The 26,137-nt window shown below is 42.6% G+C and carries 38 protein-coding genes and 1 pseudogene; 32 read left to right on the top strand and 7 right to left on the bottom strand.

What is annotated here, in order from left to right; translation table 11 throughout:
- The first annotated feature begins 161 nt into the window (after positions 1 to 161).
- A complete protein-coding gene (locus I593_RS16030) occupies positions 162 to 1,034 on the top strand; it encodes an acyl-CoA thioesterase (RefSeq protein WP_016168612.1) in 873 nt (290 codons plus the stop codon).
- A gap of 192 nt (positions 1,035 to 1,226) precedes the next feature.
- Positions 1,227 to 2,471, top strand: coding sequence for a dicarboxylate/amino acid:cation symporter (locus tag I593_RS16025; protein WP_026441163.1), 1,245 nt, complete (start codon positions 1,227 to 1,229; stop codon positions 2,469 to 2,471).
- Positions 2,472 to 2,473: 2 nt separating this feature from the next.
- Here the strand turns inward: I593_RS16025 and I593_RS16020 are convergent, their stop codons facing one another.
- From I593_RS16020 to I593_RS15990, 7 genes are all read right to left on the bottom strand, one after another.
- Positions 2,474 to 2,887, bottom strand: coding sequence for a VOC family protein (locus I593_RS16020; RefSeq protein ID WP_016168610.1), 414 nt, complete (start codon positions 2,885 to 2,887; stop codon positions 2,474 to 2,476).
- A gap of 99 nt (positions 2,888 to 2,986) precedes the next feature.
- Positions 2,987 to 3,931: a metal-dependent hydrolase gene (locus I593_RS16015; protein WP_016168609.1), complete on the bottom strand. Its 945-nt coding sequence runs from the start codon at positions 3,929 to 3,931 to the stop codon at positions 2,987 to 2,989.
- A gap of 123 nt (positions 3,932 to 4,054) precedes the next feature.
- Complete coding sequence (yihA, locus tag I593_RS16010) at positions 4,055 to 4,915, bottom strand: ribosome biogenesis GTP-binding protein YihA/YsxC (RefSeq protein WP_016168608.1); 861 nt, start codon at positions 4,913 to 4,915, stop codon at positions 4,055 to 4,057.
- An 87-nt stretch (positions 4,916 to 5,002) separates the two neighbouring features.
- Entirely contained in the window at positions 5,003 to 5,449 is a 447-nt protein-coding gene (locus I593_RS16005) for an RrF2 family transcriptional regulator (RefSeq protein ID WP_016168607.1), read from the bottom strand.
- A gap of 84 nt (positions 5,450 to 5,533) precedes the next feature.
- Entirely contained in the window at positions 5,534 to 6,742 is a 1,209-nt protein-coding gene (gene hmpA / locus I593_RS16000; RefSeq protein ID WP_016168606.1) for an NO-inducible flavohemoprotein, read from the bottom strand.
- Between the two features lie 204 nt (positions 6,743 to 6,946).
- Complete coding sequence (locus tag I593_RS15995; RefSeq protein ID WP_016168605.1) at positions 6,947 to 8,530, bottom strand: helicase HerA-like domain-containing protein; 1,584 nt, start codon at positions 8,528 to 8,530, stop codon at positions 6,947 to 6,949.
- 19 nt (positions 8,531 to 8,549) lie between these two features.
- Entirely contained in the window at positions 8,550 to 9,737 is a 1,188-nt protein-coding gene (locus I593_RS15990) for a PLP-dependent transferase (protein ID WP_026441162.1), read from the bottom strand.
- A gap of 158 nt (positions 9,738 to 9,895) precedes the next feature.
- On the opposite strand from I593_RS15990, the gene I593_RS15985 reads away from it, so the two are divergent.
- The 30 genes and pseudogenes from I593_RS15985 (at position 9,896) to I593_RS15840 (ending at position 26,126) form a co-directional block, all read left to right on the top strand.
- Positions 9,896 to 10,630, top strand: coding sequence for a type 1 glutamine amidotransferase (locus tag I593_RS15985; RefSeq protein ID WP_016168603.1), 735 nt, complete (start codon positions 9,896 to 9,898; stop codon positions 10,628 to 10,630).
- Positions 10,631 to 10,892: 262 nt separating this feature from the next.
- Positions 10,893 to 11,204 carry a 30S ribosomal protein S10 gene (gene rpsJ / locus I593_RS15980; RefSeq protein WP_000070912.1) on the top strand — a complete coding sequence of 104 codons (312 nt, stop codon included), beginning with the start codon at positions 10,893 to 10,895 and terminating at the stop codon, positions 11,202 to 11,204.
- 58 nt (positions 11,205 to 11,262) lie between these two features.
- Entirely contained in the window at positions 11,263 to 11,901 is a 639-nt protein-coding gene (gene rplC / locus I593_RS15975) for a 50S ribosomal protein L3 (RefSeq protein WP_016168602.1), read from the top strand.
- Positions 11,902 to 11,912: 11 nt separating this feature from the next.
- Entirely contained in the window at positions 11,913 to 12,515 is a 603-nt protein-coding gene (rplD, locus tag I593_RS15970; RefSeq protein ID WP_016168601.1) for a 50S ribosomal protein L4, read from the top strand.
- On the top strand, positions 12,512 to 12,832 hold the full coding sequence (rplW, locus tag I593_RS15965; RefSeq protein WP_016168600.1) for a 50S ribosomal protein L23: 321 nt from the start codon (positions 12,512 to 12,514) through the stop codon (positions 12,830 to 12,832). The genes rplD and rplW overlap by 4 nt, the downstream gene beginning before the upstream one ends.
- Before the next feature lie 11 nt (positions 12,833 to 12,843).
- A complete protein-coding gene (rplB, locus tag I593_RS15960; protein ID WP_016168599.1) occupies positions 12,844 to 13,668 on the top strand; it encodes a 50S ribosomal protein L2 in 825 nt (274 codons plus the stop codon).
- Between the two features lie 13 nt (positions 13,669 to 13,681).
- The gene (gene rpsS, locus I593_RS15955; RefSeq protein ID WP_004641066.1) at positions 13,682 to 13,957 is read left to right on the top strand and encodes a 30S ribosomal protein S19; all 276 of its coding nucleotides are present in this window, start codon (positions 13,682 to 13,684) and stop codon (positions 13,955 to 13,957) included.
- An 11-nt stretch (positions 13,958 to 13,968) separates the two neighbouring features.
- Positions 13,969 to 14,298, top strand: a complete 330-nt coding sequence (rplV, locus tag I593_RS15950; RefSeq protein ID WP_001982638.1) for a 50S ribosomal protein L22 — start codon at positions 13,969 to 13,971, stop codon at positions 14,296 to 14,298.
- Between the two features lies 1 nt (position 14,299).
- Positions 14,300 to 15,119, top strand: a pseudogene (gene rpsC, locus I593_RS15945) (30S ribosomal protein S3).
- Positions 15,059 to 15,472 (top strand): 50S ribosomal protein L16, encoded by a 414-nt coding sequence (gene rplP, locus I593_RS15940; RefSeq protein WP_016168597.1) that lies wholly within the window; start codon positions 15,059 to 15,061, stop codon positions 15,470 to 15,472. Before rpsC ends, rplP begins: the two are co-directional and overlap by 61 nt.
- Positions 15,472 to 15,669 (top strand): 50S ribosomal protein L29, encoded by a 198-nt coding sequence (gene rpmC / locus I593_RS15935; protein WP_004650482.1) that lies wholly within the window; start codon positions 15,472 to 15,474, stop codon positions 15,667 to 15,669. The genes rplP and rpmC overlap by 1 nt, the downstream gene beginning before the upstream one ends.
- A complete protein-coding gene (gene rpsQ, locus I593_RS15930; RefSeq protein WP_016168596.1) occupies positions 15,666 to 15,923 on the top strand; it encodes a 30S ribosomal protein S17 in 258 nt (85 codons plus the stop codon). Before rpmC ends, rpsQ begins: the two co-directional genes overlap by 4 nt.
- 89 nt (positions 15,924 to 16,012) lie before the next feature.
- Positions 16,013 to 16,381 carry a 50S ribosomal protein L14 gene (gene rplN / locus I593_RS15925; RefSeq protein ID WP_001982634.1) on the top strand — a complete coding sequence of 123 codons (369 nt, stop codon included), beginning with the start codon at positions 16,013 to 16,015 and terminating at the stop codon, positions 16,379 to 16,381.
- Positions 16,382 to 16,390: 9 nt separating this feature from the next.
- Positions 16,391 to 16,708 (top strand): 50S ribosomal protein L24, encoded by a 318-nt coding sequence (rplX, locus tag I593_RS15920; RefSeq protein ID WP_016168595.1) that lies wholly within the window; start codon positions 16,391 to 16,393, stop codon positions 16,706 to 16,708.
- A gap of 15 nt (positions 16,709 to 16,723) precedes the next feature.
- A complete protein-coding gene (gene rplE, locus I593_RS15915) occupies positions 16,724 to 17,260 on the top strand; it encodes a 50S ribosomal protein L5 (RefSeq protein ID WP_016168594.1) in 537 nt (178 codons plus the stop codon).
- Between the two features lie 9 nt (positions 17,261 to 17,269).
- Positions 17,270 to 17,575, top strand: coding sequence for a 30S ribosomal protein S14 (rpsN, locus tag I593_RS15910; RefSeq protein WP_004754234.1), 306 nt, complete (start codon positions 17,270 to 17,272; stop codon positions 17,573 to 17,575).
- Between the two features lie 13 nt (positions 17,576 to 17,588).
- Positions 17,589 to 17,984: a 30S ribosomal protein S8 gene (rpsH, locus tag I593_RS15905; protein WP_016168593.1), complete on the top strand. Its 396-nt coding sequence runs from the start codon at positions 17,589 to 17,591 to the stop codon at positions 17,982 to 17,984.
- 13 nt (positions 17,985 to 17,997) lie between these two features.
- On the top strand, positions 17,998 to 18,531 hold the full coding sequence (gene rplF / locus I593_RS15900; protein WP_016168592.1) for a 50S ribosomal protein L6: 534 nt from the start codon (positions 17,998 to 18,000) through the stop codon (positions 18,529 to 18,531).
- Between the two features lie 14 nt (positions 18,532 to 18,545).
- Positions 18,546 to 18,896 (top strand): 50S ribosomal protein L18, encoded by a 351-nt coding sequence (gene rplR / locus I593_RS15895; RefSeq protein ID WP_016168591.1) that lies wholly within the window; start codon positions 18,546 to 18,548, stop codon positions 18,894 to 18,896.
- Positions 18,897 to 18,898: 2 nt separating this feature from the next.
- Complete coding sequence (rpsE, locus tag I593_RS15890) at positions 18,899 to 19,396, top strand: 30S ribosomal protein S5 (RefSeq protein ID WP_004657688.1); 498 nt, start codon at positions 18,899 to 18,901, stop codon at positions 19,394 to 19,396.
- Positions 19,397 to 19,402: 6 nt separating this feature from the next.
- Complete coding sequence (gene rpmD, locus I593_RS15885; protein WP_000849088.1) at positions 19,403 to 19,579, top strand: 50S ribosomal protein L30; 177 nt, start codon at positions 19,403 to 19,405, stop codon at positions 19,577 to 19,579.
- A gap of 3 nt (positions 19,580 to 19,582) precedes the next feature.
- Positions 19,583 to 20,023 (top strand): 50S ribosomal protein L15, encoded by a 441-nt coding sequence (rplO, locus tag I593_RS15880; protein ID WP_016168590.1) that lies wholly within the window; start codon positions 19,583 to 19,585, stop codon positions 20,021 to 20,023.
- A gap of 45 nt (positions 20,024 to 20,068) precedes the next feature.
- Positions 20,069 to 21,388 carry a preprotein translocase subunit SecY gene (gene secY / locus I593_RS15875; RefSeq protein WP_171069615.1) on the top strand — a complete coding sequence of 440 codons (1,320 nt, stop codon included), beginning with the start codon at positions 20,069 to 20,071 and terminating at the stop codon, positions 21,386 to 21,388.
- Between the two features lie 20 nt (positions 21,389 to 21,408).
- Positions 21,409 to 21,525, top strand: coding sequence for a 50S ribosomal protein L36 (gene rpmJ / locus I593_RS15870; protein ID WP_000867907.1), 117 nt, complete (start codon positions 21,409 to 21,411; stop codon positions 21,523 to 21,525).
- A gap of 107 nt (positions 21,526 to 21,632) precedes the next feature.
- Positions 21,633 to 21,989: a 30S ribosomal protein S13 gene (rpsM, locus tag I593_RS15865; RefSeq protein WP_016168588.1), complete on the top strand. Its 357-nt coding sequence runs from the start codon at positions 21,633 to 21,635 to the stop codon at positions 21,987 to 21,989.
- 19 nt (positions 21,990 to 22,008) lie between these two features.
- On the top strand, positions 22,009 to 22,395 hold the full coding sequence (gene rpsK, locus I593_RS15860) for a 30S ribosomal protein S11 (RefSeq protein WP_004281491.1): 387 nt from the start codon (positions 22,009 to 22,011) through the stop codon (positions 22,393 to 22,395).
- A 12-nt stretch (positions 22,396 to 22,407) separates the two neighbouring features.
- Positions 22,408 to 23,031: a 30S ribosomal protein S4 gene (gene rpsD, locus I593_RS15855; RefSeq protein WP_016168587.1), complete on the top strand. Its 624-nt coding sequence runs from the start codon at positions 22,408 to 22,410 to the stop codon at positions 23,029 to 23,031.
- 17 nt (positions 23,032 to 23,048) lie between these two features.
- A complete protein-coding gene (locus I593_RS15850; protein WP_016168586.1) occupies positions 23,049 to 24,056 on the top strand; it encodes a DNA-directed RNA polymerase subunit alpha in 1,008 nt (335 codons plus the stop codon).
- Between the two features lie 18 nt (positions 24,057 to 24,074).
- Positions 24,075 to 24,440 carry a 50S ribosomal protein L17 gene (gene rplQ, locus I593_RS15845; protein ID WP_016168585.1) on the top strand — a complete coding sequence of 122 codons (366 nt, stop codon included), beginning with the start codon at positions 24,075 to 24,077 and terminating at the stop codon, positions 24,438 to 24,440.
- Positions 24,441 to 24,635: 195 nt separating this feature from the next.
- Complete coding sequence (locus I593_RS15840; RefSeq protein WP_016168584.1) at positions 24,636 to 26,126, top strand: flavin-containing monooxygenase; 1,491 nt, start codon at positions 24,636 to 24,638, stop codon at positions 26,124 to 26,126.
- Positions 26,127 to 26,137 lie beyond the last annotated feature (11 nt).

The following is a 26,137-nucleotide window of genomic DNA, read 5'->3' as shown; positions in this document are numbered from 1 at the left end:
TATTTTTAGCAATTAAATTTGAAAATTACAGTGACAGTGCGGTCAATTAATCTCTAGGGGATCGGTCAACATTTAGGTAATATAGTTTTAGAGCAAGCGCTCTATGGTTATTTCTAATGAACACCAAAATGGGTGTGTCTAAAATTTAAAACGGGTCTGCTATGAATGCCTTAACTCAAGAATTGGTTGAACTGCTTAGTCTTGAAAAAATCGAAGAGAATATTTTTCGCGGTCAAAGTCGTAATTTGGTAGGCAAGCGTGTTTTTGGTGGGCAAGTTTTAGGACAGGCTTTACGTGCCGCTTCCTATACGGCAGACCGACCTGCGCATTCTTTACATGCTTATTTCCTCTTCGGAGGTGATGTGAATGCTCCGATCATTTATGAAGTGGATCGTTTAAGAGATGGCAAAAGTTTTGTCAGCCGTCAGGTGCGTGCCATTCAGCATGGACGTACCATTTTTACCGCAATGGTGTCGTTTGCTCAGTCAGAAGAAGGCTTGAATTATCAGATTCAGGAGCCTGATTATCCTGCACCGATGCAAGTGAAATCGGAAGCGGAACTGAAAAAGATGTTGGTCGAGTTTGTGCCTGAAAACGTAAGGGCTAGTTTTATGCGTGACCGCCATGTTGAGATACGACCAATCGATCCAATGAATCCGTATCAGCCACAACCAGCGGCACCTTCTTATGCGCACTACATACGCACCCATGACCGTATTGCGGCTGAGATTGATGAAGTTTCATTACATCAAGCGATTGCTGCATTTTATTCAGACTTTACTTTAATGACCACGGCATTACGTCCACATGGTTTGAGTTGGTTATCACCAAGTTTGCAATGTGCCAGTATTGACCACGCTATGTATTTCCATAAACCTTTCCGTGTGGATGACTGGATGTTGTATGACATGGATGCAACGGTAAGTGCCAACTCGCGGGGACTAAATTTTGGACGTATGTGGCAAAATGGTGAGTTGGTTTGTAGTACGACTCAAGAAGGCTTGATTCGGCTCAGAGAAATTGAAACCCAATAAGATTTAAATGTTAGAAAAGCCTCATGTAGATGAGGCTTTTTTTTGATATTTTTGCAATACGTACGCTCCATGCAAGTGATCAATTACATAAGGGGGGTTAGACGGCTTTATTTTTTGGATAAGAAAAATTCGATTTTTACACACAAGATATGCCATAGTGATGTGACTTTAAAAGATAAAATTACAGCAGATATGAGCTTAAATACCCAAATCTTGATTGCTGCCATTCTGGGGATTGCTTTTGGTTTTCTACTCAGTGTCTTTCCACAGAGTGGTTTTTTTACCAGTAGTTTATACGGCTTGGGCATTATTAGTAGCATTTTCATTGGCTTACTTAAAATGCTATTAATTCCTCTGATTTTTAGCTCGATTGTAGTTGGGGTGTCCAATTTGCAAGCAGGTGGGCAACTTGGAAAAGTCTGGAAGATTACGGTTGCCTGCTGCGTCACGACAACCACATTAGCATTAATTCTAGGCATCGGCTGTGCACATTTATTTGATGTGGGTAAGGGGGTAGATATCGCCCTATTTCAGAATGACATGAATCAATACCAAACGCCTGATACCTTAACGCCAACGTCTTTCTTTACCAATTTTATTCAGAACACGTTAATTAATCCATTTAAAGCCTTTGCAGAAGGCAATGTCTTGGCTGTGGTGGTATTTGCACTGTTTATTGGTGTGGCATTGGTACATGGTGGTGAGCGTTTTAAAGCGGTACGTCAGCTCGCAGCACAATTTTTTGAAATTATGATGCTGATGATTAGTTGGGTAATGAAACTTGCACCATTGGGGATTTTTGCCCTGTTAGCCAAGTTGATTGCCACAGAAGACCTTTCTGTACTCAGTCGTTTAGCCGAATTTGCTGTGGTGGTGACAGGAACCACCATTTTCCATGGTGCGGTGGTATTGCCGTTACTGTTATGGATTTTTGGCAAGATGGACCCTGTAACCTTCTTTAAAGGTACGCGAGCTGCGTTGATTACAGCATTTGCAACCAGTTCCAGTTCAGCTACCATGCCATTATCCATGAAATGTGCACAAGAAAATCTCAAAGTCAGTCCTGCAACCGCAGGCTTTGTGATTCCGCTGGGTACGCAGTTGAACATGGATGGTACCGCTTTGTACGAGGCTGCAGCGGCGTTGTTTGTCGCCAATCTGATTGGTTTGGATTTAAGTCTAGGTCAACAACTGATTGTTTGCTTAACTGCGATGATCGCATCATTAGGTGCCCCTGGTATTCCAAGTGCAGGCATGGTCACGATGATTATGGTTTTGCAATCGGTGGGTTTACCTGCGGAAGCCATTGCGATTTTACTGCCGATCGACCGTTTGTTGGATACGGTCCGAACCGTGGTCAATGTTCAGGGAGACATGATGATTAGTGTGGTGGTTGATCGTCATACTCGTGAAACTGTGACGGAACCCAACAGCTAGCTTTATTCCCAACAAGGATTCCAAACAATTTCCCAAAGATGTCCATCTAGGTCTTGAAAATAGCCTGCATAGCCGCCGTAAAAAGTGACTTGGGCAGCTTTGGTGATAGTTGTACCTGCTTTTTCGGCAAGTGTCATAATGGCATCGACTTCGGTTGCTGAGCCGACATTGTGTCCTAGCGAAAACCCAGTCGGACAGAAAGGCGTTAAAGCCAAGCCAGAATCCTGACTTAAACTCTGTTGCGGCCAAAGAGCCAGTTTTAAACCTGATTGCAGTTCAATAAAGGCAACGGCGCCATTTTCGTATTCTTGTCCAATAATGCCGTCACTTTTAAAGCCCAGTCCTTGGCAGTAAAAATCCAGCGCTGCCTGGAGGTCACGAACTGCAAGGGTCAGTACACTGAGATGAGGATGCATAAGGGGGAGTACTCAATCGGAAAGTGACTTTCAGCATGAGCAAAAAAGCAGGCAAATTCAGCCTGCTTTTTGTAGTGTTCCGACATATGGGTAATTGATTTATGCGACCTTAAGCATCGCGCGAAGTGCAGCAGGGGATTGATTGAGATAAGCAATCGCATCTTCAGTTTTGGCTTCATGTACAGGGTCGTACCATGGCATCAGATAGCCCAATTGTTGCGAGATAAGCCAGAGTGGATTTGGTAATAAACCATTGTTACGTTGAGAAATAGCATACCATTCACGCCAAATCCATGGTTTGTAGATAGCAGGGCGGATTGATTTAAAACGTGGGTCTTGTTGCATGATATGAGCCGTACCATCCACCCACAAGCCGAGTACTGCAGCAATGACCACAACACTGAGGTAATAACGCGCCAGATAGCCTCCGCCCAAATGGCGATATAAATCAAATGCGACAGTCCGATGCTCAATTTCTTCTGCACCATGCCATTTCACTAAGTCGAGCATGGCAGGATCTGCACCACTTTTTTGCCACTCTGTATTGTAGAGTGCATATTTACCCAAGACGCAAGTCATATGCTCAACAGTGGCGATAATACCGAGACGGAATAAATCCCATTGATGTTGTAAGGGTTTAGGAATATTCAAACCTAAAGGTTGGTCCGCCAATAATTTGCCAAATAGGAAATCCATAACATCAAGATTGCGTTGAATATCGATGTGGCGTTCGCATAAATATTCTTTGTTAGCAGAGTTATGCGCCTGCGCGTGCATGGCTTCTTGAAGAATAAAGGCTTGCACATCCTGTTTGAGTTTTTCATCTTGAATTTGCGGTAGAACTTTATTGTACAGACGGCAAAACCAGAACTCGCCAGCAGGTAAAATCATATTAATTTCATTAATAAAATAGCTGACAAAAGGTTGTTCTGGCACCCAGTCCACGGGCGTATTGTGCCATTCAAATTTCACTTTGCGCGGTTGAATATGATATTGAATTGAAGAGCCAATTTTTGTTTTTTTCAGGCGTTGTAACAGTTTCATACTACGGTCTCTAGCATTTTTTGATGCATTCGAAACAGTATGAAAAAAAAGTCCCACAATGTGTTTAGCAATGCGGGACATTTCAATGTCAATTCATGATGAGTTGATCTGGTTTAGCAGTACTTAATCTGGTTTCGGTGCTTGCTCAGATGCTTCGGTTTCAAGTTCTTCTACTTCAAAACCCTCACTCTCATCATTATCCAAAGTATCTTCAAGTCTATCGGCTTCTGCTTCAGGTATGAGCGCGAGGTCAAACTCGGCAGCTTGTTCAAGGGTGAAATTCAGACGCCCGCCCATCACACTGGCAAGTTCTTCTAAACCTTGTTTGTTGAGTGAGGAGAACAATTGAATTGAGAAATCGAGTTTCATTTTCTTCAATTGCTGTTTAACGTCTAATAAGGCTTTGTTGGCAGGACCACGGTTCATCTTATCTGATTTGGTCAACAGCACATGGACAAATAGTTTACGTGAGTATGCCCATTCCAACATCATCACATCGAAATGTTGTAGGGGATGGCGGATATCCATCAACAATACTAAGCCCTGTAAACTTTTGCGATGAATCAGATAATTTTCAAGCTCTTTCTGCCACACGATTTTCATGGCTTCAGGCACGGCTGCGTATCCATAGCCAGGTAAATCGACCAGGCGCTGATTGGGATTGCCTAGACTAAAGAAGTTGATCATTTGGGTGCGACCAGGTTTTTTTGAGGCGCGTGCCAATTGCTTTTGATTGGTTAATGCATTAATTGCACTAGATTTACCCGCATTGGAGCGTCCAGCAAAAGCAATTTCATAACCAGTATCTTCTACACAGATACTGAGCTTGGGTGCACTCATTAAAAAAGCGGCTTTACGCAGCCAGTTGAGTGCACGTACAGCATATTCAGTAATCGCAGGATCAAGCTTTTTTTCATAGCTGATCTTTTGCTTAGGCGCCTGCGCGGTTTTACTGTTTTTTGATTTTCCTCTGCTGTGGTGCATAACTCAACTTCATTCACTGGTTTTCAAGTGCCTAGTATAAAGGAAGTCGCCCACGCACGCGAATTTTCCTCTTAGCGCTTGAAAATGTTATAGGTTAAGTAGCTCAATACCATTTTTAATGGTTTTAGTATTGTTAATGTTCGAACGAGCAAGCACTTCGCCTAAAGTGTATTGATTTAAATACTGATAAAATTGTTCGAGTGCCTGATCTAAGATACCTTTTAGACCGCAGTGGCTTCTAAGTACGCAAGGGGGATTGTTGCATTCAACAATCTGATTTTCACCTTGTAAAGTCCTAACTGCCTCACCGACTTTTAGATGTACAGCATCTGTGTGTAATCGAATACCACCACCTTTACCACGTGTGGTAATCAACCAGTTTTGTTTGCCCATAAAGTGGACGACTTTGACCAAGTGGTTTTGAGACACTTGCAGGTCAGCCGCAATTTCAGCAATGGTATATGCACTTTCTCTTGGTCGCGAAATATACATTAGAATGCGCAGGGCATAATCGGTAAATTTATTTAGCTGCATGATTGTGCTCATCTTTTTTGAGATGAAAAGATAAGGCTAGTCTATCATAGACTAGCCTTATAAGGTATGTATGCGACGGTGGGTTTAAATACGAACCCCGCCTGTACCAAATGCTTCACTGTGAATTTGTTCAGGTTTAATGCCGCGAGCAACCAGTGCTTTATGCTGTTCAGCCATAAATGGCATTGGACCACAAAGATAGTAATCTGCATTGACAGGTAGTAGAGCTGCATCCATTGTGCCGAGGTCTAGGCGTCCAGCGACATCATAATCTTCACCTAAGACATCAGTTGCATGTGGAAACTCATAAGCTGTAAATGTACTGAGGCGAGGGAACTTCGATTTCTGCGCATGAATATGTTGTTTCATGGCATGCACTTCGCTGCTACGACAAGCATGAATAAAACTTACAGGTTGTGGCATGTCTAGTGTGACCAATTGATTTAACATAGCAATCATTGGGGTTAGTCCGACACCACCACTGATAAAGACATTGCGTTTGCTGCTATCAATTAGATAGAAGTTACCCGTTGGTGCGGAAACTTCAATTTCAGCACCTTCTTCTAAGCCGTGAAGCGTGTTAGAAACCCATCCGCCAGCTAAATCCCCTTTTTCATCTTCACGTTTCACCGAAATACGTAAATAGTCAGCTTGTGGGCTAGTCGATAACGTGTATTGGCGAGGTTGTTTTAAGCCTAACTCTTCGACAAAGACGCGAACTGAAATATATTGACCTGCTTGATAGGTTGGTAATTCACCACCATCGACAGGAGCGAGATAGAAAGAAGTGATTTCATCACTTTCAACCACTTTTTTGGCAATTTTGAAATTACGCCAGCCTAACCAACTGCCTTTTGTTTGTTGGTGCAGATCATAAATCGCTTTTTCAGTGCGAATAAACAAATCAGCTAACTGACCATAAGCCGCTGCCCACGCATCAATTAATGGGTCTTCCATTGAGATATTAAGGACTTCACTGATTGAGTGTAGAAGGTTTTCACCCACAATATTATAGTCAGGGGCTTGAATATTCAGGCTGACATGTTTGTGTGCGATTAATTCAACCACAGGCAGAAGAACAGATGGGTCTTCAATATTTTCTGCATAAGCCAAAACAGCACCTGCAAGTGCTTGTGCCTGTGCACCACTACGTTGGTGTCCCATATTAAAAGTTTCTTTTAATTCTGGGTTATTGCCTAGCATACGGTTATAAAAATAGCCGGTTAATGCAACGCCATTTTCACGAAGAACAGGGACAGTAGCTTTAACAAGTTCAATTTGCTGCGGAGTCATGATGTGATCTCACTTGGCTGTTATTTATAAGATGTATTTAAAATACATATTTAATATTTTAATTGCAATCTATTTTTAATATAAAACCATATTTATTTTATGGAATAAAAATTTTATGGGTTTATGCTGAAAATTTGGCAATAAGAATTGTATGATTTATCTAAGTTTTTTATGTGCAGATTACGCCCCAAGGTGATGGGAATGCTATTTCCCACCAAACAAAGAGCCTAATAAACCACGCACAATTTTTTGTCCAGTCGAGCCACCTAAACTGCGTGCGGCACTTTTGGCAAAAGTGCCGACCGTGTCTTGAATTAACTTTTCTCGCTGTTTGGCAGCACGCTCTGCTTCTTTTTGTTGTTCTCTTGCAATCCGTTCTTCCTCACGTGCTTGCTGTTTCGCCAGTACTTCAGCTTCTTTGGCCTGTTGTTTCGCAAGGTTTTCTTGTTCTATGGCAAGTTGTTTCTCTTGTTCAACTTGAATAGCTTGCTGTTGGCGTTCAACAACTTTTTGCTGTAAACGTTCGTAAGCACTATCTCGGTCTACACTTTGTTCATAAACACCAGCAACAATACTCTGTGAAATTAATGCTTGACGTTGTTCTGGGCTAATGGGGCTAAAAGATGAGTAGGGAGGCATCACCCATGCACGCTCGACAACTTGCGGTATACCTTGTTCATCTAGACAGCTAATTAAGGCTTCGCCTACGCCCAATTCGGTAATAGCTTGTTCAACATTAAATTCAGGATTGGCACGGAATGTTGCAGCAGCAGTTTTAACCGCTTTTTGATCTTTAGGTGTGAATGCGCGTAAAGCATGTTGTACCCGATTTCCTAATTGCCCAAGTACGGTTTCAGGTAAATCCAGCGGATTTTGAGTGACAAAATAAATTCCGACGCCTTTGGATCGAATTAAGCGCACCACTTGTTCAATTTTTTCTTGCAGTGCAGCACTGGCATTATCAAAAAGTAAATGGGCTTCATCGAAAAAAAATACCAGTTTCGGTTTGTCCATATCACCGACTTCAGGCAATTGCTCGAATAATTCAGAGAGCATCCAGAGTAGAAAGGTGGCATACAGTTTAGGGGTGTTCATCAATTTATCCGCTGCAAGCAGATTGATGTAACCTCGGCCATCAGCATCAGTTTGAATAAAATCAAGAATATTTAAACTAGGTTCACCAAAAAACTGATCTCCACCCTGATCAGCAAGCGCCAGTAAGTTACGTTGAATGGCACCTAGGCTGGCAGGTGATAGATTACCGTACTCGGCTTTGAATTCCGCGGCATGCTCGCTGACATAACTAAGCATTGCTTTTAAATCTTTAAAGTCAATGAGCAGTAACCCCTGATCATCGGCAATCCGAAAAACTGCCGATAAAACACCTTCTTGCGTGTCATTTAAATTCAGCATTTGTGCCAGTAAAAGTGGCCCAATTTCAGAAACCGTACTGCGTATAGGATGTCCTTGTTCGCCAAATAAATCCCAGAACATCACAGGTGAGGCAGCAAAAGGAATGGAGTCTATTCCTAGACTTTTGATGCGTTCGTCAAATTTTGGATTGCTACTACCTGCTTGTGCAAGGCTTGAGACATCACCTTTGGCATCTGCAAGGAAAACGGGCACACCAATGCGTGAAAAACTTTCTGCCAAGACTTTTAAGGTCACGGTTTTACCAGTACCTGTTGCGCCTGCAATCAAGCCGTGTCGATTGGCAAATTGAGAATGTAAAATAATATCTTGTGTTGTATCAGTAGTTTTTTTTGCAATGACGATTGGTGTACTCATTTTTCACCTATTTTAGAATTTATTCGAGCTGTTTTAATGCGTTTTGAATATCTTGGACTAAATCCTCAGCATCTTCTAGTCCTATGCAAAAGCGTACCAATAAACCTTGTTGTAAATGTGTATTTTTTAGTGAGCGCATATGGTTGAGTTCATACAACATAACCAAGCTGATTGGACCACCCCAGCTAAATCCGAGTTTAAATAAATTAAGATGATCACAAAATTTACGCACTGCTTTTAAGTCATATTCGGGTTTGAAAATGACACTCACCAAGCCTGCACTTTTTCCTGTTGTGCAGACTTGTTTCCAGTATTCATGCCCAGCAGATTCAGGGTCACAGGGATGTAACACCTGACTAAATTGTGGTTGCTGTTTTAACCATGCGAGCAACTTCAAGGCGGATTGAGCTTGTTGATCATAACGGATGGACATGTGTGCCAAACTGCGCTGAATTTGAGCAGTATCATCGCCAGACACCGCGATCCCTTGTATGGCATGCATATGGAACAATTTGTGATGCAATTGCAGATCACGCGTCACGACTGAGCCCATTAAAATATCACCACCACCACTTGGATACTTGGTTAAGGCATGCACACTAATATCTACAGCCAAATGTTCATCAGAAAAATCGAAAGGATTAAATGCTAAACCTGCACCCCAAGTATTATCCAGTACGGTCAAAATCTGTTGAGCTTGTGCTTTTTGAACTAAGCCAACCAAATCAGGAAATTCTAAGGTGACAGATCCCGTAGCTTCGAGCCAAAGGAGTTTGGCATGTTCAGAGGGGGTGAAACTGGTTACATCTATAGGGTTATAAACTCGAACCAGAATCCCATAGCGTTTTTCCAAATTACGCAGATGTTCCATATTTGGACCATAGACATTATCGGGTACCCAGACTTCATCTCCTTGTGCCAGTAATGCAGAATTGACCAAATTAATTGCGGATAGTCCACTAGGTGCCAATAAGCAGTATTCGCCACCCTCGATTTGAGCGATCTGATCGGCTAAGGTAAACGTGGTGGGTGTACCATGTGTGCCATAACTGTAGTCATACGGGTCAGTCCAGTGGCGATTAAATAGTGCATCAGTATTTTCAAAAATAATGGTAGATGCACGAAACAGGGGAGGTTGAACGCTGGAAATATACTGAGGTGCTTTTCTTGGTGCATGAATTAGCGCAGTTTGAAATTTCTTGTTCAAGATGTGACTCATCTAAAGCGTAAGATGTCATCTAGATTAAGAGAATAAGTTAATTTTCGCTACCGAATTGGGAAGAACTGTAAAAACAAGCAACCAAATCAAAAGTTGGCTTCAATTTTGCTAAATCTAAGCAAAGCTACAACAATAGGTTACAGCGCATGAAGTCGCATTTAAAAGTACATTATTTTCAGCATATTGCTGGTGAAGGGTTCGGTAGTTGTTATGAGTTTTTAAAAGCACATCAGGCACAAATTACGGCCACAGAATTCTTTGCCTTGCCTGTGGATTTACCTCTAGAGATTGAGGCCTTACCACAAATTGAAGATGTAGATCTTCTCATCATCATGGGGGGAACCATGAGTGTAAATGATGAGGTTAATTATCCATGGTTAAAAATCGAAAAACGCTGGCTAAGACGTTATTTGGCATTGGGTAAGCCAGCTATTGGACTATGCTTGGGTGGCCAATTGATTGCGAATGCTCTGGGCGCTGCGGTCAGCAAAAATAGTATGCAGGAGTTGGGGTGGACTACGGTCCGAAAAGTAAAACATGTACCACAAGATTGCTTTGAGTTACCTGAGTATTTTAATGTTATGCAGTGGCACAGTGAGACTTTTGAAATTCCCAAAGGCGCCATTCATTTGGCGGAAAATGATGTGTGTCGTAATCAAATGTATCAGATTGGAAAGAATGTTCTTGGCTTTCAGTTTCATCCCGAAATCACGCCTGAAACCCTAAGTTTGTTTTTGGAAAATGATGAAGAGCTGGCTCATTTTTCTGGGGCTTTTGTGCAAACTGAGAGTGAATTAAAACACTCTTCAAAAGCACACTTTTTACAAGGAAATCAATTGCTCAATCAAGCCATTGAATATGTCTTGCAAAAAACAGCATGATGATTAATTAGTAAACAAGTGAAAAACATCAAAATTTGAAAAAAAGGCCAAAAAAGACAAAATGGATTTGCTTAAGCGTTAAACAATCGATATAATGACTCACCCTTCAAAGGAAGGGGGTTAACTGCGAAGAAAGTAGTTAGCATCGTGACAGTCATGGCATCGATCATGACCTTAGTGATTTTCACTGCCTTTGACACTTACCAATAGGTGAGATGCGTCAAGGGTGATTCTTTATATATTTGGCTTGGAGTTAACTGGTATGTCTAACCAGAGAATTCGTATCCGTCTTAAGTCTTTTGATCACCGTTTAATTGATCAATCTGCTCAAGAGATCGTAGAAACAGCAAAACGTACTGGTGCACAAGTTTGTGGTCCAATCCCGATGCCAACACGCATCGAACGTTTTAACGTTTTAACATCACCGCACGTAAACAAAGATGCTCGTGACCAATACGAGATCCGCACTTACAAGCGTTTGATCGACATCGTTCAACCTACAGATAAAACTGTTGATGCATTGATGAAGTTAGATCTTGCTGCTGGTGTTGATGTTCAGATCGCTTTGGGTTAAGGCTTTCGGTTAATTAACGTTTTTAGTTAATTAGGCCGCTTTTTTAGAGGTTATGCACATGGCTATTGGTTTAGTCGGTCGCAAGTGCGGTATGACCCGTATCTTTACAGATGCTGGTGTTTCTGTGCCTGTAACAGTGATTGAGGTTGATCCTAACCGCATCACACAAATCAAAACGCTTGAAACTGATGGTTATCAAGCGATTCAAATCACTACTGGTGAACGTCGCGAATCTCGCGTAACTAACGCTCAGAAAGGTCACTTCGCTAAAGCGGGTGTTGCTGCTGGTCGTTTAGTTCAAGAATTCCGCGCTACAGAAGCTGATCTTGAAGGTCGTGAAGTTGGTGGTGTTCTAACTGTTGATTTGTTCACAGTTGGTCAAATCGTTGATGTTACTGGTACATCTAAAGGTAAAGGTTTCCAAGGTGGTGTTAAGCGTTGGAACTTCCGTACCCAAGATGCTACTCACGGTAACTCAGTTTCTCACCGTGTTTTAGGTTCTACTGGTCAAAACCAGACTCCTGGTCGCGTATTCAAAGGCAAAAAAATGGCTGGCCATTTAGGTGCTGAACGCGTAACTACTCAGGGTCTTGAGATCGTTGCTATTGACACAGAACGTTCAGTTCTAGTTGTTAAAGGCGCGGTTCCTGGTGCTACTGGTGGCGACGTTACCGTTCGTCCTACGATCAAGGCCTGAGGGGAAATAACGTGAATTTAAAAACTGTTTCCGGCTCTGCTGTTGAATTATCTGAAGTTGCTTTCGGTCGTGAATTTAACGAAGCTCTTGTACACCAAGTTGTTACAGCTTACTTAGCTGGTGGTCGTCAAGGTTCGAAAGCTCAGAAATCACGTGCTGACGTATCTGGCGGTGGTAAAAAGCCATTCCGTCAAAAAGGTACTGGCCGCGCGCGTGCTGGTTCTATTCGTAGCCCAATCTGGGTTGGTGGTGGTAAAACTTTTGCTGCTCGTCCACAAGATTGGTCTCAAAAAGTAAACCGCAAAATGTACCGCGGTGCAATGCAATGTATCTTAGCTGAACTTGTTCGCCAAGATCGTCTTGTACTAGTTGAAGAGATTGCTGTTGCAGCTCCTAAAACTAAAGAATTGCTTGCGAAACTTAACGACTTGAATGCTACTCGCGCATTGATCGTTACTGATGCTGTAGATGAGAATCTATATCTAGCAGCGCGCAACATTCCACACGTTGATGTGGTTGATGCTACTGCAATCGATCCTGTTAGCTTGATCGCGTTCGATAAAGTTGTTATGTCTGTTGCTGCTGCTAAGAAAATTGAGGTAGAACTCGGATGAACAACGAACGTATCTATCAAGTCCTAAAAGGACCTGTATTCTCAGAAAAAGCACAAGTTTTAGGTGAGACTGCTGGTGTTCAAGTTTTCAAGGTTGCACTTGATGCAAACAAACTTGAAATCAAAAAAGCAGTTGAACAACTCTTTGGTGTTCAAGTTGTTAAAGTTAACACAACGATCACTAAAGGTAAGTCTAAGCGCTTTGGTAAAACATTAGGACGTCGTTCTGATGTTAAAAAAGCATACGTCACCCTGAAAGCTGGCCAAGATGTAGAAATGGCTGACTTGGGCGATACCGCTGAAAGCGCAGCGGAATAAGGACGAAAATTATGCCGATTCAAAAATGTAAGCCAACGTCTCCTGGACGTCGCTTTGTAGAGAAAGTCGTTCACGACCATCTTCATAAAGGCGCTCCGTATGCTCCGTTGGTTGAAGCTAAAAAACGTACTGGTGGTCGTAACAACAACGGTCACATCACGACTCGTCACGTTGGTGGCGGTCACAAGCAGCACTACCGTCTTGTTGACTTTAAGCGTAACAAAGATGGTATTCCTGCTGTAGTTGAACGTATCGAATACGATCCTAACCGTACTGCACACATCGCTTTGTTGAAGTATGCTGACGGTGAGCGTCGTTATATCATCGCACCTAAAGGTTTGCGTGCTGGCGATAAAGTACAATCTGGTAACGATGCTCCAATTCGTCCAGGTAACTGCTTGCCACTTCGCAATATGCCTATCGGTTCTACACTTCACAACATCGAACTTAAAATCGGTAAAGGCGCGCAATTAGCTCGTTCTGCTGGTGCTTCTGTTCAGTTGTTGGGTCGTGACGGTTCTTATGCAATCATCCGTCTTCGTTCTGGTGAAATGCGTAAAGTTCATGTTGAATGTCGCGCTGTGTTGGGTGAAGTTTCTAACCAAGAAAACAACCTTCGTTCACTAGGTAAAGCTGGTGCAGCACGCTGGCGTGGTGTTCGTCCTACCGTTCGTGGTATGGCGATGAACCCAGTTGACCACCCACACGGTGGTGGTGAAGGGCGTAACAAAGGTATTCAACCTGTAAGCCCATGGGGTCAAAAAGCTAAAGGGTACAAGACACGTACCAACAAGCGTACGACTAAGATGATTATTCGCGATCGTCGCGTCAAGTAAAGGAATCTGATTAATGCCTCGTTCATTGAAAAAAGGTCCATTCGTCGATGCGCACTTGTTCGCTAAAGTTGAAGCGGCTATTGCTGCTAACAACCGTAAGCCGATCAAGACTTGGTCACGTCGTTCGATGATCCTCCCGGATTTTGTTGGTTTAACAATCTCTGTACATAATGGCCGTAACCACGTTCCAGTAATTGTTACTGAACACATGGTTGGTCACAAACTAGGTGAATTCGCGCCAACTCGTACCTATCGTGGTCACGGTGTTGACAAGAAGTCTAAACGTTAATAGGTGCTATGATGGAAGTAACTGCTAAATTACGCGGTGCCGCTATCTCGGCACAGAAAGCTCGTTTGGTTGCAGATCTTATCCGTGGCAAATCAGTTGCTCACGCGCTTAATATCTTAAACTTCAGCAACAAAAAAGCTGCAGTTTTAGTTAAAAAAGCATTGGAATCTGCAATTGCGAATGCTGAACACAATAACAGTTTAGATGTAGACGACCTTAAAGTTTCTACGATTTACGTTGATGAAGGCATGAGCCTTAAACGTATTATGCCACGTGCTAAAGGCCGTGCAGATCGTATTACTAAGCGTACTTGTCACATCACCGTTAAGGTAGGGGTTTGATATGGGTCAGAAGGTTCATCCAATCGGTATCCGCCTAGGTGTTGTGAAACGTCATAACGCTAACTGGTATGCGAATCCGAAACAATACGCTGAATACTTGCTTAAAGATTTGCAAGTTCGTGAGTTTTTAACTAAAAAACTTAAGAATGCAATGATCAGCAATATTCTTATCGAACGTCCAACAGGCGCTGCTAAAGTAACTATTAGCACTGCTCGTCCTGGTATCGTTATCGGTAAAAAAGGCGAAGACATTGAAAAATTACAGCGCGAACTTACCAGCATTATGGGCGTTCCAGCGCAAGTAAGCATCAACGAAATCGATCGCCCAGACTTAGACGCTCGTTTAGTTGCTGAAGCAATTGCTTCTCAATTAGAAAAGCGTGTTATGTTCCGTCGTGCTATGAAGCGTGCGGTTCAAAACACTATGCGTGCTGGTGCTAAAGGTATCAAAGTTGAAGTTTCTGGCCGTTTAGGTGGTGCAGAGATCGCTCGTACAGAATGGTATCGTGAAGGTCGTGTACCTTTACATACGCTTCGTGCGGACATCGACTACTCAACTATGCGTGCTGAAACGACTTACGGTACGATTGGTGTTAAAGTTTGGATCTTCCGTGGCGAGATCTTGGGTGGCATGAAACAAGTCATGAACCCAGCTCCAGCTGAAGAGCGTCCAGCTAAACGCGGTCGTGGTCGTGGTGAAGGTCAAGAGCAACGTCGTGGACGTCGTAATGACCGTGCTGCTGACAAGGGAGAATAATCCATGTTGCTACCTAAACGTACCAAATTCCGTAAAGTGCAAAAAGGCCGTAACACTGGTCTAGCGCACCGTGGTAGTACAGTATCATTTGGTTCAATCGCGCTTAAAGCAACTGAACGTGGTCGTATGACTTCACGTCAAATTGAAGCTGCGCGTCGTACCATTAGCCGTCGTGTTAAGCGTGGTGGTAAGATCTTTATTCGTGTATTCCCAGACAAACCAATTACTGAAAAGCCATTAGAAGTTCGTATGGGTAACGGTAAAGGTAATGTGGAGTACTGGGTTTGTGAAATCAAACCAGGTAAGATCCTGTACGAAATGGAAGGTGTGAACGAAGAATTAGCACGTGAAGCATTTACGCTTGCTGCTGCTAAGCTTCCGTTTAAAACCACTATCGTGACTCGGACGGTAATGTAATGAAAACTAAAGATCTACGTGAAAAGTCGGTAGAAGAGTTGACAGCTTTGCTTGATGAGCAACAGCTTAACCAATTCCGTCTTCGTATGGCTAAAGCAACTGGTCAATTGGGTAAATCGCACGAAGTTGCACTTACTCGTAAAACTATTGCTCGTATTAAGACCCTCCTTACCGAAAAACAGGGGAACGGACAATGAGTGAAAAAACAGTCCGCACGTTAACCGGCAAAGTCGTAAGTGACAAAATGGACAAGTCTATTGTTGTACTTATCGAACGTCGTGTTCAACACCCGTTGTATGGCAAATCAATCCGCCGTTCAACTAAATTACATGCTCATGATGAGAACAACACAGCTAAATTAGGCGACGTTGTGACAATCAAAGAAAGCCGCCCAATTTCTAAAACTAAGTCTTGGACATTAGTTGAAGTTGTTGAAGCTGCTGCTGAGTAATTAAACGTTCTTGCATCATCGGTCAATTTCGAGTACTCTTTGAGCCTTTCGAAATTGCGACCGGTGATGCACGGTTTTGGAGTAGGGCAATGATTCAAACCGAAACTATGCTCGACGTAGCAGACAACAGTGGTGCCCGCCGCGTACAATGTATTAAAGTACTTGGTGGTTCGCATCGTCGTTATGCTTCAGTTGGCGATATTATTAAAGTTACTGTAAAAGAAGCTATTCCGCGCGCACGTGTTAAAAAAGGTGACGTGATGAATGCTGTTGTAGTTCGTACAAAATTCGGTATCCGTCGTCCAGATGGTTCTGTGATTCGTTTCGACGATAACGCAGCTGTTATTTTGAACAACAACAAAGCGCCGATTGCAACTCGTATTTTCGGACCAGTGACTCGTGAACTTCGTACTGAACAGTTCATGAAAATCATTTCATTGGCTCCTGAAGTTCTATAAGAGGCAATCATGGCTAAGATTAAAAAAGGCGATCAAGTAATTGTGATCGCAGGTAAGGAAAAAGGCAAACAGGGTACTGTTCTGTCTGTTTCTAATGACCGTGTTATGGTTGAAGGCCTTAACTTGGTTAAGAAGCATCAAAAGCCGAACCGTGCAACAGGTGCTGAAGGCACTATCGTTACACAAGAAGCTTCGCTTCATATTTCTAATGTGGCAATTTTTAATGCTACAACCCAAAAGGCTGACCGTGTTGGTTACCAAGTGATTGAAGGCGTGAAAACTCGCGTTTACAAGTCAAATGGTGAATCAGTGGCGGTAGCGAAGTAATAGGTTGAGAAGGCAATGGCCAGACTTAAAACGCGTTACAATGACGAACTTAAAGCTCAATTACAAGAGACTTTAGGCGTTAAAAATGTGATGGATATTCCACGCATCACTAAAATCACGATCAATATGGGTGTTGGTGCAGCAGCTGCTGACAAAAAACTCCTTGATGGTGCTCTTGCTGATATGCAAGCAATTGCTGGTCAAAAACCAGTGCTTACATTAGCTCGTAAATCAATCGCTGGTTTCAAAATCCGTGATGGTTGGCCGATCGGTTGTAAAGTTACTTTACGCGGCGAACGCATGTACGAATTCTTAGACCGTTTGATCTCTATTGCGATCCCTCGTATCCGTGACTTCCGTGGTTTCTCTTCGAAATCATTTGATGGTCGTGGTAACTACTCTATGGGTCTTAAAGAGCAAATCGTTTTCCCTGAAATCGATTTCGATAAGATTGATCGTATTCGTGGTATGGATATTACCGTTACTACGACTGCTCGCACCGATGACGAAGGCCGTGCGCTTATGCGTGCATTCGGCTTCCCGTTCAAATAAGAGGTCGATATGGCTAAGAAAGGTATGATTAATCGCGAATTGAAACGCGAAAAGACAGTTGCTAAATTTGCTGCAAAACGTGCTGAATTAAAAGCTACGATTGCAAATGTAAATGCAAGCGACGAAGAGCGTTTCGAAGCGATGATGAAGTTACAAGCATTACCACGTAATGCGTCTCCAGTGCGTCTTCGTAACCGTTGTGGTTTAACTGGTCGTCCTCATGGTTACTTCCGTAAGTTCGGTTTAAGCCGTAACAAATTACGTGACACAGTAATGCAAGGTGATGTACCGGGCGTTGTTAAGGCAAGCTGGTAAGGAGCGACTATAAATGAGTATGCAAGATACCGTTGCCGACATGTTAACTCGTGTTCGTAACGCACAAATGGCTAAGAAACAAGCAGTTTCTATGCCTAATTCTAAGTTGAAGGTTGCAATTGCTAACGTACTTCAACAAGAAGGTTATGTTTCAAACGTAGAAGTTGCTGAAGTTGAAGGCAAAGCTACTTTGACCATCACTTTAAAATATTTCGAAGGCAAGCCAGTTATCGAAACTGTGAAGCGCGTAAGCCGTCCAGGTCTTCGCCAATATCGCGGTAAAGATGCACTTCCGAGCGTTAAGCAAGGTTTAGGTATTGCAATTGTTTCTACAAGCAAAGGCATCATGACTGATCGCGCTGCACGTGCTGCAGGCGTTGGTGGTGAAGTTATTGCTTTTGTTTCTTAATAGGTGATTCCTCATGTCTCGTGTGGCTAAAGCCCCAGTAACTGTACCTAATGGTGTTACAGTTACTCAGAACGGCCGGCAGGTCGAAGTGAAAGGCAGTAAAGGTACATTGTCTTTCAACCTGCATGCGCTGGTCGAGCTTAAACAGGAAGACGGTATTGTAGCTGTTGCTCCAAAAGCTGAGTCGAAAGACGCTTGGATGCAAGCTGGTACTGCTCGCGCTGTTCTTAACAACCTTGTAAAAGGTGTTAGCGAAGGCTTCGAACGTAAGTTACAACTTATCGGTGTTGGTTATAAAGCTGCGGTTAAAGGTAACGTTGTTAACCTTAACCTTGGTTTCTCTCACCCGATCGACTATACGCTTCCTGAAGGTGTAACTGCTGAAACTCCTACAGCTACTGAAATTATCCTTAAATCTGCTGATAAAGCACGTTTAGGTCAAGTTGCTGCAGATATCCGTGGTTACCGTCCGCCAGAGCCTTATAAAGGTAAAGGTGTTCGTTATTCTGACGAAGTTGTACTTCGTAAAGAAGCTAAGAAGAAATAAGGCGCGAGGTTCTTATGAACGAAAAGAAACAATCCCGTTTGCGTCGTGCGAAAAGCACACGCTTGCACATTCGTGCATTGGGTGCGACTCGTTTGTGTGTAAACCGCACTCCGCGTCACATCTATGCTCAAGTTATCTCAGCAGATGGTGGCAAAGTTTTAGCGCAAGCTTCAACTTTAGATGCTACTTTACGTGCTGGTGCAACTGGTAATATTGAAGCAGCGACTAAAGTAGGTGCTTTAATCGCAGAACGTGCTAAAGCAGCTGGTATTACTAAAGTTGCGTTTGACCGTTCTGGTTTTAAATATCATGGTCGTATCAAAGCCTTGGCTGATGCTGCTCGTGAAAACGGCTTGGAGTTCTAATCATGGCTAAAGTTGAACAAAACGAAGGTCTTGTTGAAAAGCTGGTTGCCGTTGATCGTGTAGCCAAAGTTGTTAAGGGTGGTCGTATCTTCTCTTTCACAGCATTAACTGTTGTGGGTGATGGTAACGGTCGTGTAGGTTTTGGTCGTGGTAAAGCGCGTGAAGTTCCAGCTGCTATTTCTAAAGCACTTGAAGCTGCACGTCGTAACATGATTACTGTAGACCTTGCTGGTACTACTTTACAACACCCTGTGAATGCACGTCATGGTGCGAGCCGTGTGTACATGCAACCTGCTTCTGAAGGTACTGGCGTAATCGCTGGTGGCGCTATGCGTGCCGTTCTTGAAGCTGCAGGCGTACATAACGTACTTGCTAAATGTTACGGTTCTACAAATGCTGCGAACGTTGTAAATGCAACTTTCAAAGGTTTGCGTGATATGACTTCTCCAGAGAAAGTAGCTGCTAAACGTGGTCTTTCTGTAGAACAAATTCAAGGGTAATCAATCATGAAAACGATTAAAGTTACCCAGACTAAATCTTCTTCTCATCGCTTGAAAAATCACAAGCTTTGTTTACAAGGTTTAGGTCTGCGTCGTATTGGTCATACTGTAGAAGTGCAAGATACGCCTTCTAACCGCGGTATGATCAACAAAGTCTACTATATGGTTAGTGTAGAGGAATAAGCCATGACTCTGCGTTTAAATGAACTTGCACCTGCGGAAGGTGCGAAGCGTGATAATCTTCGTCTAGGCCGTGGTATTGGCTCTGGCGTAGGTAAGACTGGTGGTCGTGGTATCAAAGGTCAAAACTCACGTAAAAGTGGTGGTACTCGTCCAGGCTTTGAAGGCGGTCAAACTGCGTTATATCGTCGTTTACCTAAATTCGGTTTCACTAGCCAAATCGCTTTAAAAACTGCTGAAGTACGTTTATCAGAGCTTGCTAAAGTTGAAGGTGATATTGTTTCACTTGAAACTTTAAAAGCGGCGAATGTTGTACGTAAAGATATGCTTCGTGCTCGTATCGTACTTTCTGGTGAAATTACTCGTGCATTCACTGTACAAGGTGTTGCATTGACTAAAGGCGCTAAAGCTGCTGTTGAAGCTGCTGGCGGCAAAGTCGAGGAGTAATCGCGAGTGTCTATGTCTCCTAGTTCTTCAGGTCATGTTCACATGATGAAAGGGCAACCATTTTACGTGAAATATCGTGAAATTATTCGCCGAATGACATTTCTCTTCGGTGCATTGTTGGTTTTTCGACTAGGAGCGCATATTCCAGTACCGGGCATTAATAATGCTGCACTTGAAAACCTTTTTAATGCAAACCAGGGCACAATCCTTGGTTTGTTTAATATGTTTTCAGGTGGTGCCTTAGAAAGAATGTCAATTCTTGCCTTGGGGATTATGCCGTATATTTCTGCATCAATTATTGTGCAGTTAATGTCGACTGTGATTCCATCACTCGAAGCTTTGAAAAAAGAGGGAGAGCAAGGGAAGCGTAAGATTAACCAATATACACGTCAAGGTACGTTGCTTTTAGCTTTGGTACAGGCAACTGGGATGTGTGCAGGTTTGATCAGTCAAGGGATTACCCTTTCAGCTGGTTTAGCCTTCTATGTTCCTGCTGTAACCTCACTGGTTGCAGGTACTATGTTCTTAATGTGGTTGGGTGAACAAATTACCGAACGCGGAGTGGGCAATGGTATTTCCATGATCATTTTCGCGGGTATTGTTGCTGGATTGCCTAATTTGATTATGCAATCTATTTCATCCGTAGATAATGGGCAAACCAGTCTGATTGGCTTGGTTATTTTTGGCTTATTGTCTCTCGGTGTATTATCAGCAATTGTGTTTATTGAGAAAGCGCAGCGTCGTATTCCAGTAAATTATGCTCAAAAACAACAAGGTCGTCGTGTCTTTACTGCACAACAAACGCATTTGCCATTAAAAATTAATATGGCAGGTGTAATCCCAGCAATCTTTGCCAGTTCTTTGCTTTTGTTTCCAGCGAGTTTAGGACAGTGGGTAGGTAGCTCAGATCCGAGTGCAGGTATAATCAAACGCAGTCTTCAAGATTTGGCTCTTTTATTGTCGCCTGGACAGCCGTTGTATTTGGTGCTCTTTGGTGCGTTAATTATCTTTTTCTGTTATTTTTATACGGCGCTAGTATTTAGTCCTAAAGAAGTATCAGAAAACTTAAAACGCAGCGGAGCTTATGTGCCTGGTATTCGCCCAGGTGAGCAAACTGCTCGTTATTTAGATCATATTCTCAATCGTTTGACGTTTATTGGTGCGATTTATATTGCGATCGTGTGTTTAATGCCGATGATTTTGCAAAGTTCTTTTGGTATTCCATTCTATCTGGGTGGTACATCTTTGCTAATTGTTGTTGTTGTTGTTATGGATTTCATGGCGCAACTGCAAGCACACCTCACATCTCATCAATACGATAATCAAACGTTAATGAGAAAAACGACTGCTCATCCGAAGGGATAAGCGCACTTAGAGGTTTCATCATGAAAGTACAAGCTTCTGTAAAGAAAATTTGTGGTAGCTGTAAAGTTATCCGTCGTAATGGGGTTATTCGCGTAATTTGCAGCGCAGAACCTCGTCATAAGCAGCGTCAAGGTTAATCTGATCAAGACCTGTTGATTTCAGTAGGCTAATTAGGTTATTATCCGCCCCTCAAGATTTTTGTGGGGCGGTTGATTATCTCTACTGCCTTTTTGGAGAAAATTGAATGGCTCGTATTGCCGGTGTAAACATTCCGGATAACAAGCATGCTGTTATCTCTCTCACTTATATCTTTGGTATTGGTCGCCACACTGCTAAGAACATCTTGGCTGCTGTTGGTATCGCTCCAACAACAAAGATTCGTGAATTAGATGATGCTCAGCTTGATGCGATTCGTGCAGAAGTTACCAAGGTTCCAACCGAAGGTGATTTACGTCGCGAAATTTCCATGAACATTAAACGTTTAATGGATTTAGGCTGCTACCGCGGTCTTCGTCATCGTCGCAGCTTGCCTGTCCGCGGACAACGCACTAAAACTAACGCACGTACCCGTAAAGGTCCGCGCAAACCTATTAAGAAATAAGATTTCTGGAAGCTAAAAGATGGCTAAAGATACTCGCGCACGCAAGAAGGTCACTCGTACCGTCTCTGAAGGTGTCGCACACATTCACGCTTCTTTTAATAACACCATTGTAACGATCACTGATCGTCAAGGTAATGCATTGGCTTGGGCTACTTCAGGTGGACAAGGCTTCCGTGGATCACGTAAATCAACTCCGTTCGCTGCTCAGGTAGCTGCTGAAGTTGCTGGTAAAGCTGCTTTAGATTACGGTTTGAAAAACTTGGACGTCCTTGTAAAAGGTCCTGGTCCTGGTCGTGAGTCTGCGGTTCGTGCATTAGGTGCAGTGGGTTATAAAATTAACAGCATTACCGATGTGACTCCAATTCCGCACAACGGTTGCCGTCCACCTAAAAAACGTCGCGTGTAAGGAGAAACATTCATGGCTCGTTATATTGGTCCAAAATGCAAACTCTCTCGCCGCGAAGGGACAGACCTGCAATTAAAATCTGGCGTTAAACCATTTGACGTTAAGACTAAAAAACATGCTAAAGCTCCTGGCCAACATGGTCAAAGCCGTGCAAAACAATCTGAGTATTCACTACAATTACGTGAAAAACAAAAAGTACGTCGTATGTACGGTGTTTTAGAGCGTCAATTTAGTAACTACTATAAAGAAGCTGCTCGTGTTAAAGGCGCAACAGGTGAAAACTTGTTGAAATTGCTTGAAAGCCGTCTAGATAATGTTGTTTATCGCATGGGTTTTGGTTCTACACGTGCAGAAGCTCGTCAGCTTGTATCTCACCGTTCTATCACTTTAAATGGTCGTCGTGTTAACATTGCGTCTATCCAAGTTAAAGCTGGTGACGTGATTGCAGTTCACGAAGGCGCTAAGCAACAATTGCGTATTAAAAATGCAGTTGAATTAGCTGCTCAACGTGGTATTCCTTCTTGGATGGAAATTGACCATTCTAAGTTGGAAGGTACATTTAAAGCTGCACCAGATCGTTCTGATTTACCTGCTGAAATCAACGAAAGCTTGATTGTAGAATTGTATTCTAAATAATCCTTGAGGTAGCAATAATGACGCGTACTGCAAATGAGTTTCTAACTCCGCAAGCGATCAAGGTCGAAGCGGTTAGCGGGACCTCGGCAAAAGTTATTCTAGAACCCTTAGAGCGTGGCTTTGGTCATACTCTTGGTAATGCTTTACGTCGCATCCTTCTTTCTTCTTTACCTGGCGCAGCTGTGGTTGAAGTTGAAATTGAAGGTGTTGAGCACGAGTACAGTACTTTGGAAGGCTTGCAGCAGGACATCGTCGAGCTCTTGCTGAACCTAAAAGGATTGTCTATTAAGCTGTTCGATCAAAATGAAGCTTATTTGACATTAGAGAAACAAGGTCCTGGCGATGTTACTGCTGCTGACCTTCGTTTACCTCATAATGTTGAAGTGGTTAACCCTGAACACTTGATCGGTACATTAAGTGCAACTGGTTCATTAAAAATGCGCCTTAAAGTTGCTCAAGGCCGTGGTTATGAAACTTCTGATTCACGTTTCCCAGAAGGCGAAACTCGCCCAGTGGGTCGTTTACAGTTAGATGCTTCTTATAGCCCAATCAAACGTGTGTCTTACATCGTAGAAAATGCGCGTGTAGAACAACGTACTGACCTTGATAAACTGATCATTGATCTTGAGACAAACGGTACAGTTGATCCTGAAGAAGCAATCCGCAAAGCGGCGACAATTTTGCAACAACAAATTGCAATTTTTGTTGACCTTCAGAAAGATCAAGCTCCTGTTGCTCAAGAACCTCGTGAAGAAGTTGATCCAATTTTGCTTCGTCCAGTAGATGATCTAGAGCTTACTGTTCGTTCTGCGAATTGTTTAAAAGCAGAAAATATTTACTACATTGGTGATCTTGTACAGCGCACTGAGGTTGAGTTACTTAAAACTCCTAACCTTGGTAAAAAATCGCTTACTGAGATCAAAGATGTTCTGGCTTCTAAAGGCTTACAGCTCGGCATGCGTTTAGAGAACTGGCCACCAGCTAGTCTCCGTATGGACGATCGTTTCGCCTATCGTAGCCGTTAATTAAGTAGGACTATCACCATGCGTCATCGTAATAGTGGTGTGAAATTAGGCCGTACAAGCAGTCATCGTAAAGCGATGTTCCAAAACTTGGCTAATTCTTTGTTCGAACACGAGTTAATTAAAACTACTGTTCCTAAAGCTAAAGAATTACGCCGCGTTGCTGAGCCTTTAATCACTTTAGCTAAAAACGATACTGTTGCAAACCGTCGTTTGGCGTTTGCTCGTACTCGTTCAGCAGCAACTGTTGGTAAATTATTTACCGTTCTTGGCCCTCGTTACAAAGAACGTAACGGCGGTTATCTACGTGTTCTTAAAGCGGGCTTCCGTGCAGGTGATGCTGCACCGATGGCTTACGTTGAACTAGTAGATCGCGAAGTTAACTAATTTCGCAGGATAACTCAGTTGTTCTTAAAAAAAGGTCGGTTTTTAACCGACCTTTTTTATTGTCTTTTGTTTGACAATATTTACTTTTGTCCTGAAATGACATGATTTTCATCTGAATTTAGTTAACTTGACATTGATCATTGTCAGATTTGTGCTTTAATAAAATGGAATTATCAGTCAGGTTATAAAAACAACATGGAAAAACAAATTGATATATTGATTATTGGTGCAGGTATTTCAGGGATTGGTCTAGCTGCTCATTTATCTAAGAATAATCCAAATCGTTCTTATGAAATTATTGAACGACGTGAGAGTATTGGCGGAACATGGGATCTGTTCAAATATCCTGGTATCCGTTCTGATTCTGATATGTCTACCTTTGGTTATAATTTCAAACCTTGGCAGCAATCGAGCGTATTGGCTGATGGGGCTGCAATTAAAGGTTATTTAGCAGAAGTTGTAGAAGAATATCAACTTGCTTCTAAAATTCATTTTAAACACAACGTCATTTCTGCCAATTATGATTCAAGTATTCAAAAGTGGGTGGTTGAAATTGAAGATGATCATCAAAAGAAGCAGACTTGGGTGGCCAATTTTATTTTAGGTTGTACGGGTTATTATAATTATGAACATGGCTACCAACCGAAATTTCCGAATCAGCTTGAGTTCAAAGGTGAGTTTATTCATCCCCAACACTGGCCAGAAAATTTAGATTATCGTGGAAAAAAGGTGCTTATTATTGGGAGCGGTGCTACGGCAATCACTTTAGTCCCGGCTATGGCAAAAGGTGGAGCAGGGCACGTGACGATGCTACAACGTTCACCGACTTATATCGCGTCAGTTCCTTCGGTTGATATTCTTTATAATAAAATGCGTAAAATTTTACCTGAAGACCTTGCGTATAAATTGACTCGTGCACGTAATATCGGGATGCAGCGTGGTATTTATGCCTTGGCACAAAAGCAACCAAAACTCTTGCGTAAATTGCTATTAAAATCGATTGAGTTGCAACTGAAAGGTAAAGTGGATATGAAGCACTTTACCCCAAGTTATAATCCTTGGGATCAGCGTTTATGTGTCGTGCCTGATGGTGATTTGTTTAAAATTTTACGTTCTGGTCAAGCCAGTGTAGAGACAGATTTAATTGAGCGATTTACTGAAAATGGGGTTTTGTTAAAGTCGGGTAAACATCTTGACGCAGATATTATTGTTTCAGCGACAGGCTTGGATATTCAAATTTTAGGTGGTCTCAAGGCAACGCTGGATGGTCAGCCAATCGATACCTCAAAACATATGCTCTATCAAGGGGTGATGGTAAGTGATGTACCGAATATGGCGATGATTATTGGTTATATTAATGCCTCATGGACATTAAAGGTGGATATTGCGGCTGATTATATTTGTCGTTTGATCAATTATATGGATCAAAAGGGTTATGTAGAGGTGATCCCACAGGGTGATCAAACAGAACTACTTGAAGATACGGTGATGGGGAGTTTAACTTCTGGTTATATTGCCCGCGCAGCGAATGTGATGCCAAAACAAGGAAAGCACGCACCATGGAAAGTTACCAATAACTATTTGGCGGATCGTAAGGAGTTAAAAAATGCAACTTTCGAAGATGCTGTATTAAAGTTTAAGAAAGCATTACCGCACGATCAACGGAAGCCTAAATTGGTCTCTTGAGCTATGAAGTA

Source organism: Acinetobacter tandoii DSM 14970 = CIP 107469, from assembly GCF_000400735.1.
Classification (GTDB): domain Bacteria; phylum Pseudomonadota; class Gammaproteobacteria; order Pseudomonadales; family Moraxellaceae; genus Acinetobacter; species Acinetobacter tandoii.
This window is presented reverse-complemented; position numbering and strand designations above follow the sequence as displayed.

Bases quoted from the DNA above. Each gene is read 5' to 3' on its own strand.
- I593_RS16030 (WP_016168612.1), top strand. From the start codon at position 162: ATGAATGCCTTAACTCAAGAATTGGTTGAACTGCTTAGTCTTGAAAAA.
- I593_RS16025 (WP_026441163.1), top strand. From the start codon at position 1,227: ATGAGCTTAAATACCCAAATCTTGATTGCTGCCATTCTGGGGATTGCT.
- I593_RS16020 (WP_016168610.1), bottom strand. From the start codon at position 2,887: ATGCATCCTCATCTCAGTGTACTGACCCTTGCAGTTCGTGACCTCCAG.
- I593_RS16015 (WP_016168609.1), bottom strand. From the start codon at position 3,931: ATGAAACTGTTACAACGCCTGAAAAAAACAAAAATTGGCTCTTCAATT.
- yihA (WP_016168608.1), bottom strand. From the start codon at position 4,915: ATGCACCACAGCAGAGGAAAATCAAAAAACAGTAAAACCGCGCAGGCG.
- I593_RS16005 (WP_016168607.1), bottom strand. From the start codon at position 5,449: ATGCAGCTAAATAAATTTACCGATTATGCCCTGCGCATTCTAATGTAT.
- hmpA (WP_016168606.1), bottom strand. From the start codon at position 6,742: ATGACTCCGCAGCAAATTGAACTTGTTAAAGCTACTGTCCCTGTTCTT.
- I593_RS15995 (WP_016168605.1), bottom strand. From the start codon at position 8,530: ATGAGTACACCAATCGTCATTGCAAAAAAAACTACTGATACAACACAA.
- I593_RS15985 (WP_016168603.1), top strand. From the start codon at position 9,896: ATGAAGTCGCATTTAAAAGTACATTATTTTCAGCATATTGCTGGTGAA.
- rpsJ (WP_000070912.1), top strand. From the start codon at position 10,893: ATGTCTAACCAGAGAATTCGTATCCGTCTTAAGTCTTTTGATCACCGT.
- rplC (WP_016168602.1), top strand. From the start codon at position 11,263: ATGGCTATTGGTTTAGTCGGTCGCAAGTGCGGTATGACCCGTATCTTT.
- rplW (WP_016168600.1), top strand. From the start codon at position 12,512: ATGAACAACGAACGTATCTATCAAGTCCTAAAAGGACCTGTATTCTCA.
- rplB (WP_016168599.1), top strand. From the start codon at position 12,844: ATGCCGATTCAAAAATGTAAGCCAACGTCTCCTGGACGTCGCTTTGTA.
- rpsS (WP_004641066.1), top strand. From the start codon at position 13,682: ATGCCTCGTTCATTGAAAAAAGGTCCATTCGTCGATGCGCACTTGTTC.
- rplV (WP_001982638.1), top strand. From the start codon at position 13,969: ATGGAAGTAACTGCTAAATTACGCGGTGCCGCTATCTCGGCACAGAAA.
- rplP (WP_016168597.1), top strand. From the start codon at position 15,059: ATGTTGCTACCTAAACGTACCAAATTCCGTAAAGTGCAAAAAGGCCGT.
- rpmC (WP_004650482.1), top strand. From the start codon at position 15,472: ATGAAAACTAAAGATCTACGTGAAAAGTCGGTAGAAGAGTTGACAGCT.
- rpsQ (WP_016168596.1), top strand. From the start codon at position 15,666: ATGAGTGAAAAAACAGTCCGCACGTTAACCGGCAAAGTCGTAAGTGAC.
- rplN (WP_001982634.1), top strand. From the start codon at position 16,013: ATGATTCAAACCGAAACTATGCTCGACGTAGCAGACAACAGTGGTGCC.
- rplX (WP_016168595.1), top strand. From the start codon at position 16,391: ATGGCTAAGATTAAAAAAGGCGATCAAGTAATTGTGATCGCAGGTAAG.
- rplE (WP_016168594.1), top strand. From the start codon at position 16,724: ATGGCCAGACTTAAAACGCGTTACAATGACGAACTTAAAGCTCAATTA.
- rpsN (WP_004754234.1), top strand. From the start codon at position 17,270: ATGGCTAAGAAAGGTATGATTAATCGCGAATTGAAACGCGAAAAGACA.
- rpsH (WP_016168593.1), top strand. From the start codon at position 17,589: ATGAGTATGCAAGATACCGTTGCCGACATGTTAACTCGTGTTCGTAAC.
- rplF (WP_016168592.1), top strand. From the start codon at position 17,998: ATGTCTCGTGTGGCTAAAGCCCCAGTAACTGTACCTAATGGTGTTACA.
- rplR (WP_016168591.1), top strand. From the start codon at position 18,546: ATGAACGAAAAGAAACAATCCCGTTTGCGTCGTGCGAAAAGCACACGC.
- rpsE (WP_004657688.1), top strand. From the start codon at position 18,899: ATGGCTAAAGTTGAACAAAACGAAGGTCTTGTTGAAAAGCTGGTTGCC.
- rpmD (WP_000849088.1), top strand. From the start codon at position 19,403: ATGAAAACGATTAAAGTTACCCAGACTAAATCTTCTTCTCATCGCTTG.
- rplO (WP_016168590.1), top strand. From the start codon at position 19,583: ATGACTCTGCGTTTAAATGAACTTGCACCTGCGGAAGGTGCGAAGCGT.
- secY (WP_171069615.1), top strand. From the start codon at position 20,069: ATGAAAGGGCAACCATTTTACGTGAAATATCGTGAAATTATTCGCCGA.
- rpmJ (WP_000867907.1), top strand. From the start codon at position 21,409: ATGAAAGTACAAGCTTCTGTAAAGAAAATTTGTGGTAGCTGTAAAGTT.
- rpsM (WP_016168588.1), top strand. From the start codon at position 21,633: ATGGCTCGTATTGCCGGTGTAAACATTCCGGATAACAAGCATGCTGTT.
- rpsK (WP_004281491.1), top strand. From the start codon at position 22,009: ATGGCTAAAGATACTCGCGCACGCAAGAAGGTCACTCGTACCGTCTCT.
- rpsD (WP_016168587.1), top strand. From the start codon at position 22,408: ATGGCTCGTTATATTGGTCCAAAATGCAAACTCTCTCGCCGCGAAGGG.
- I593_RS15850 (WP_016168586.1), top strand. From the start codon at position 23,049: ATGACGCGTACTGCAAATGAGTTTCTAACTCCGCAAGCGATCAAGGTC.
- rplQ (WP_016168585.1), top strand. From the start codon at position 24,075: ATGCGTCATCGTAATAGTGGTGTGAAATTAGGCCGTACAAGCAGTCAT.
- I593_RS15840 (WP_016168584.1), top strand. From the start codon at position 24,636: ATGGAAAAACAAATTGATATATTGATTATTGGTGCAGGTATTTCAGGG.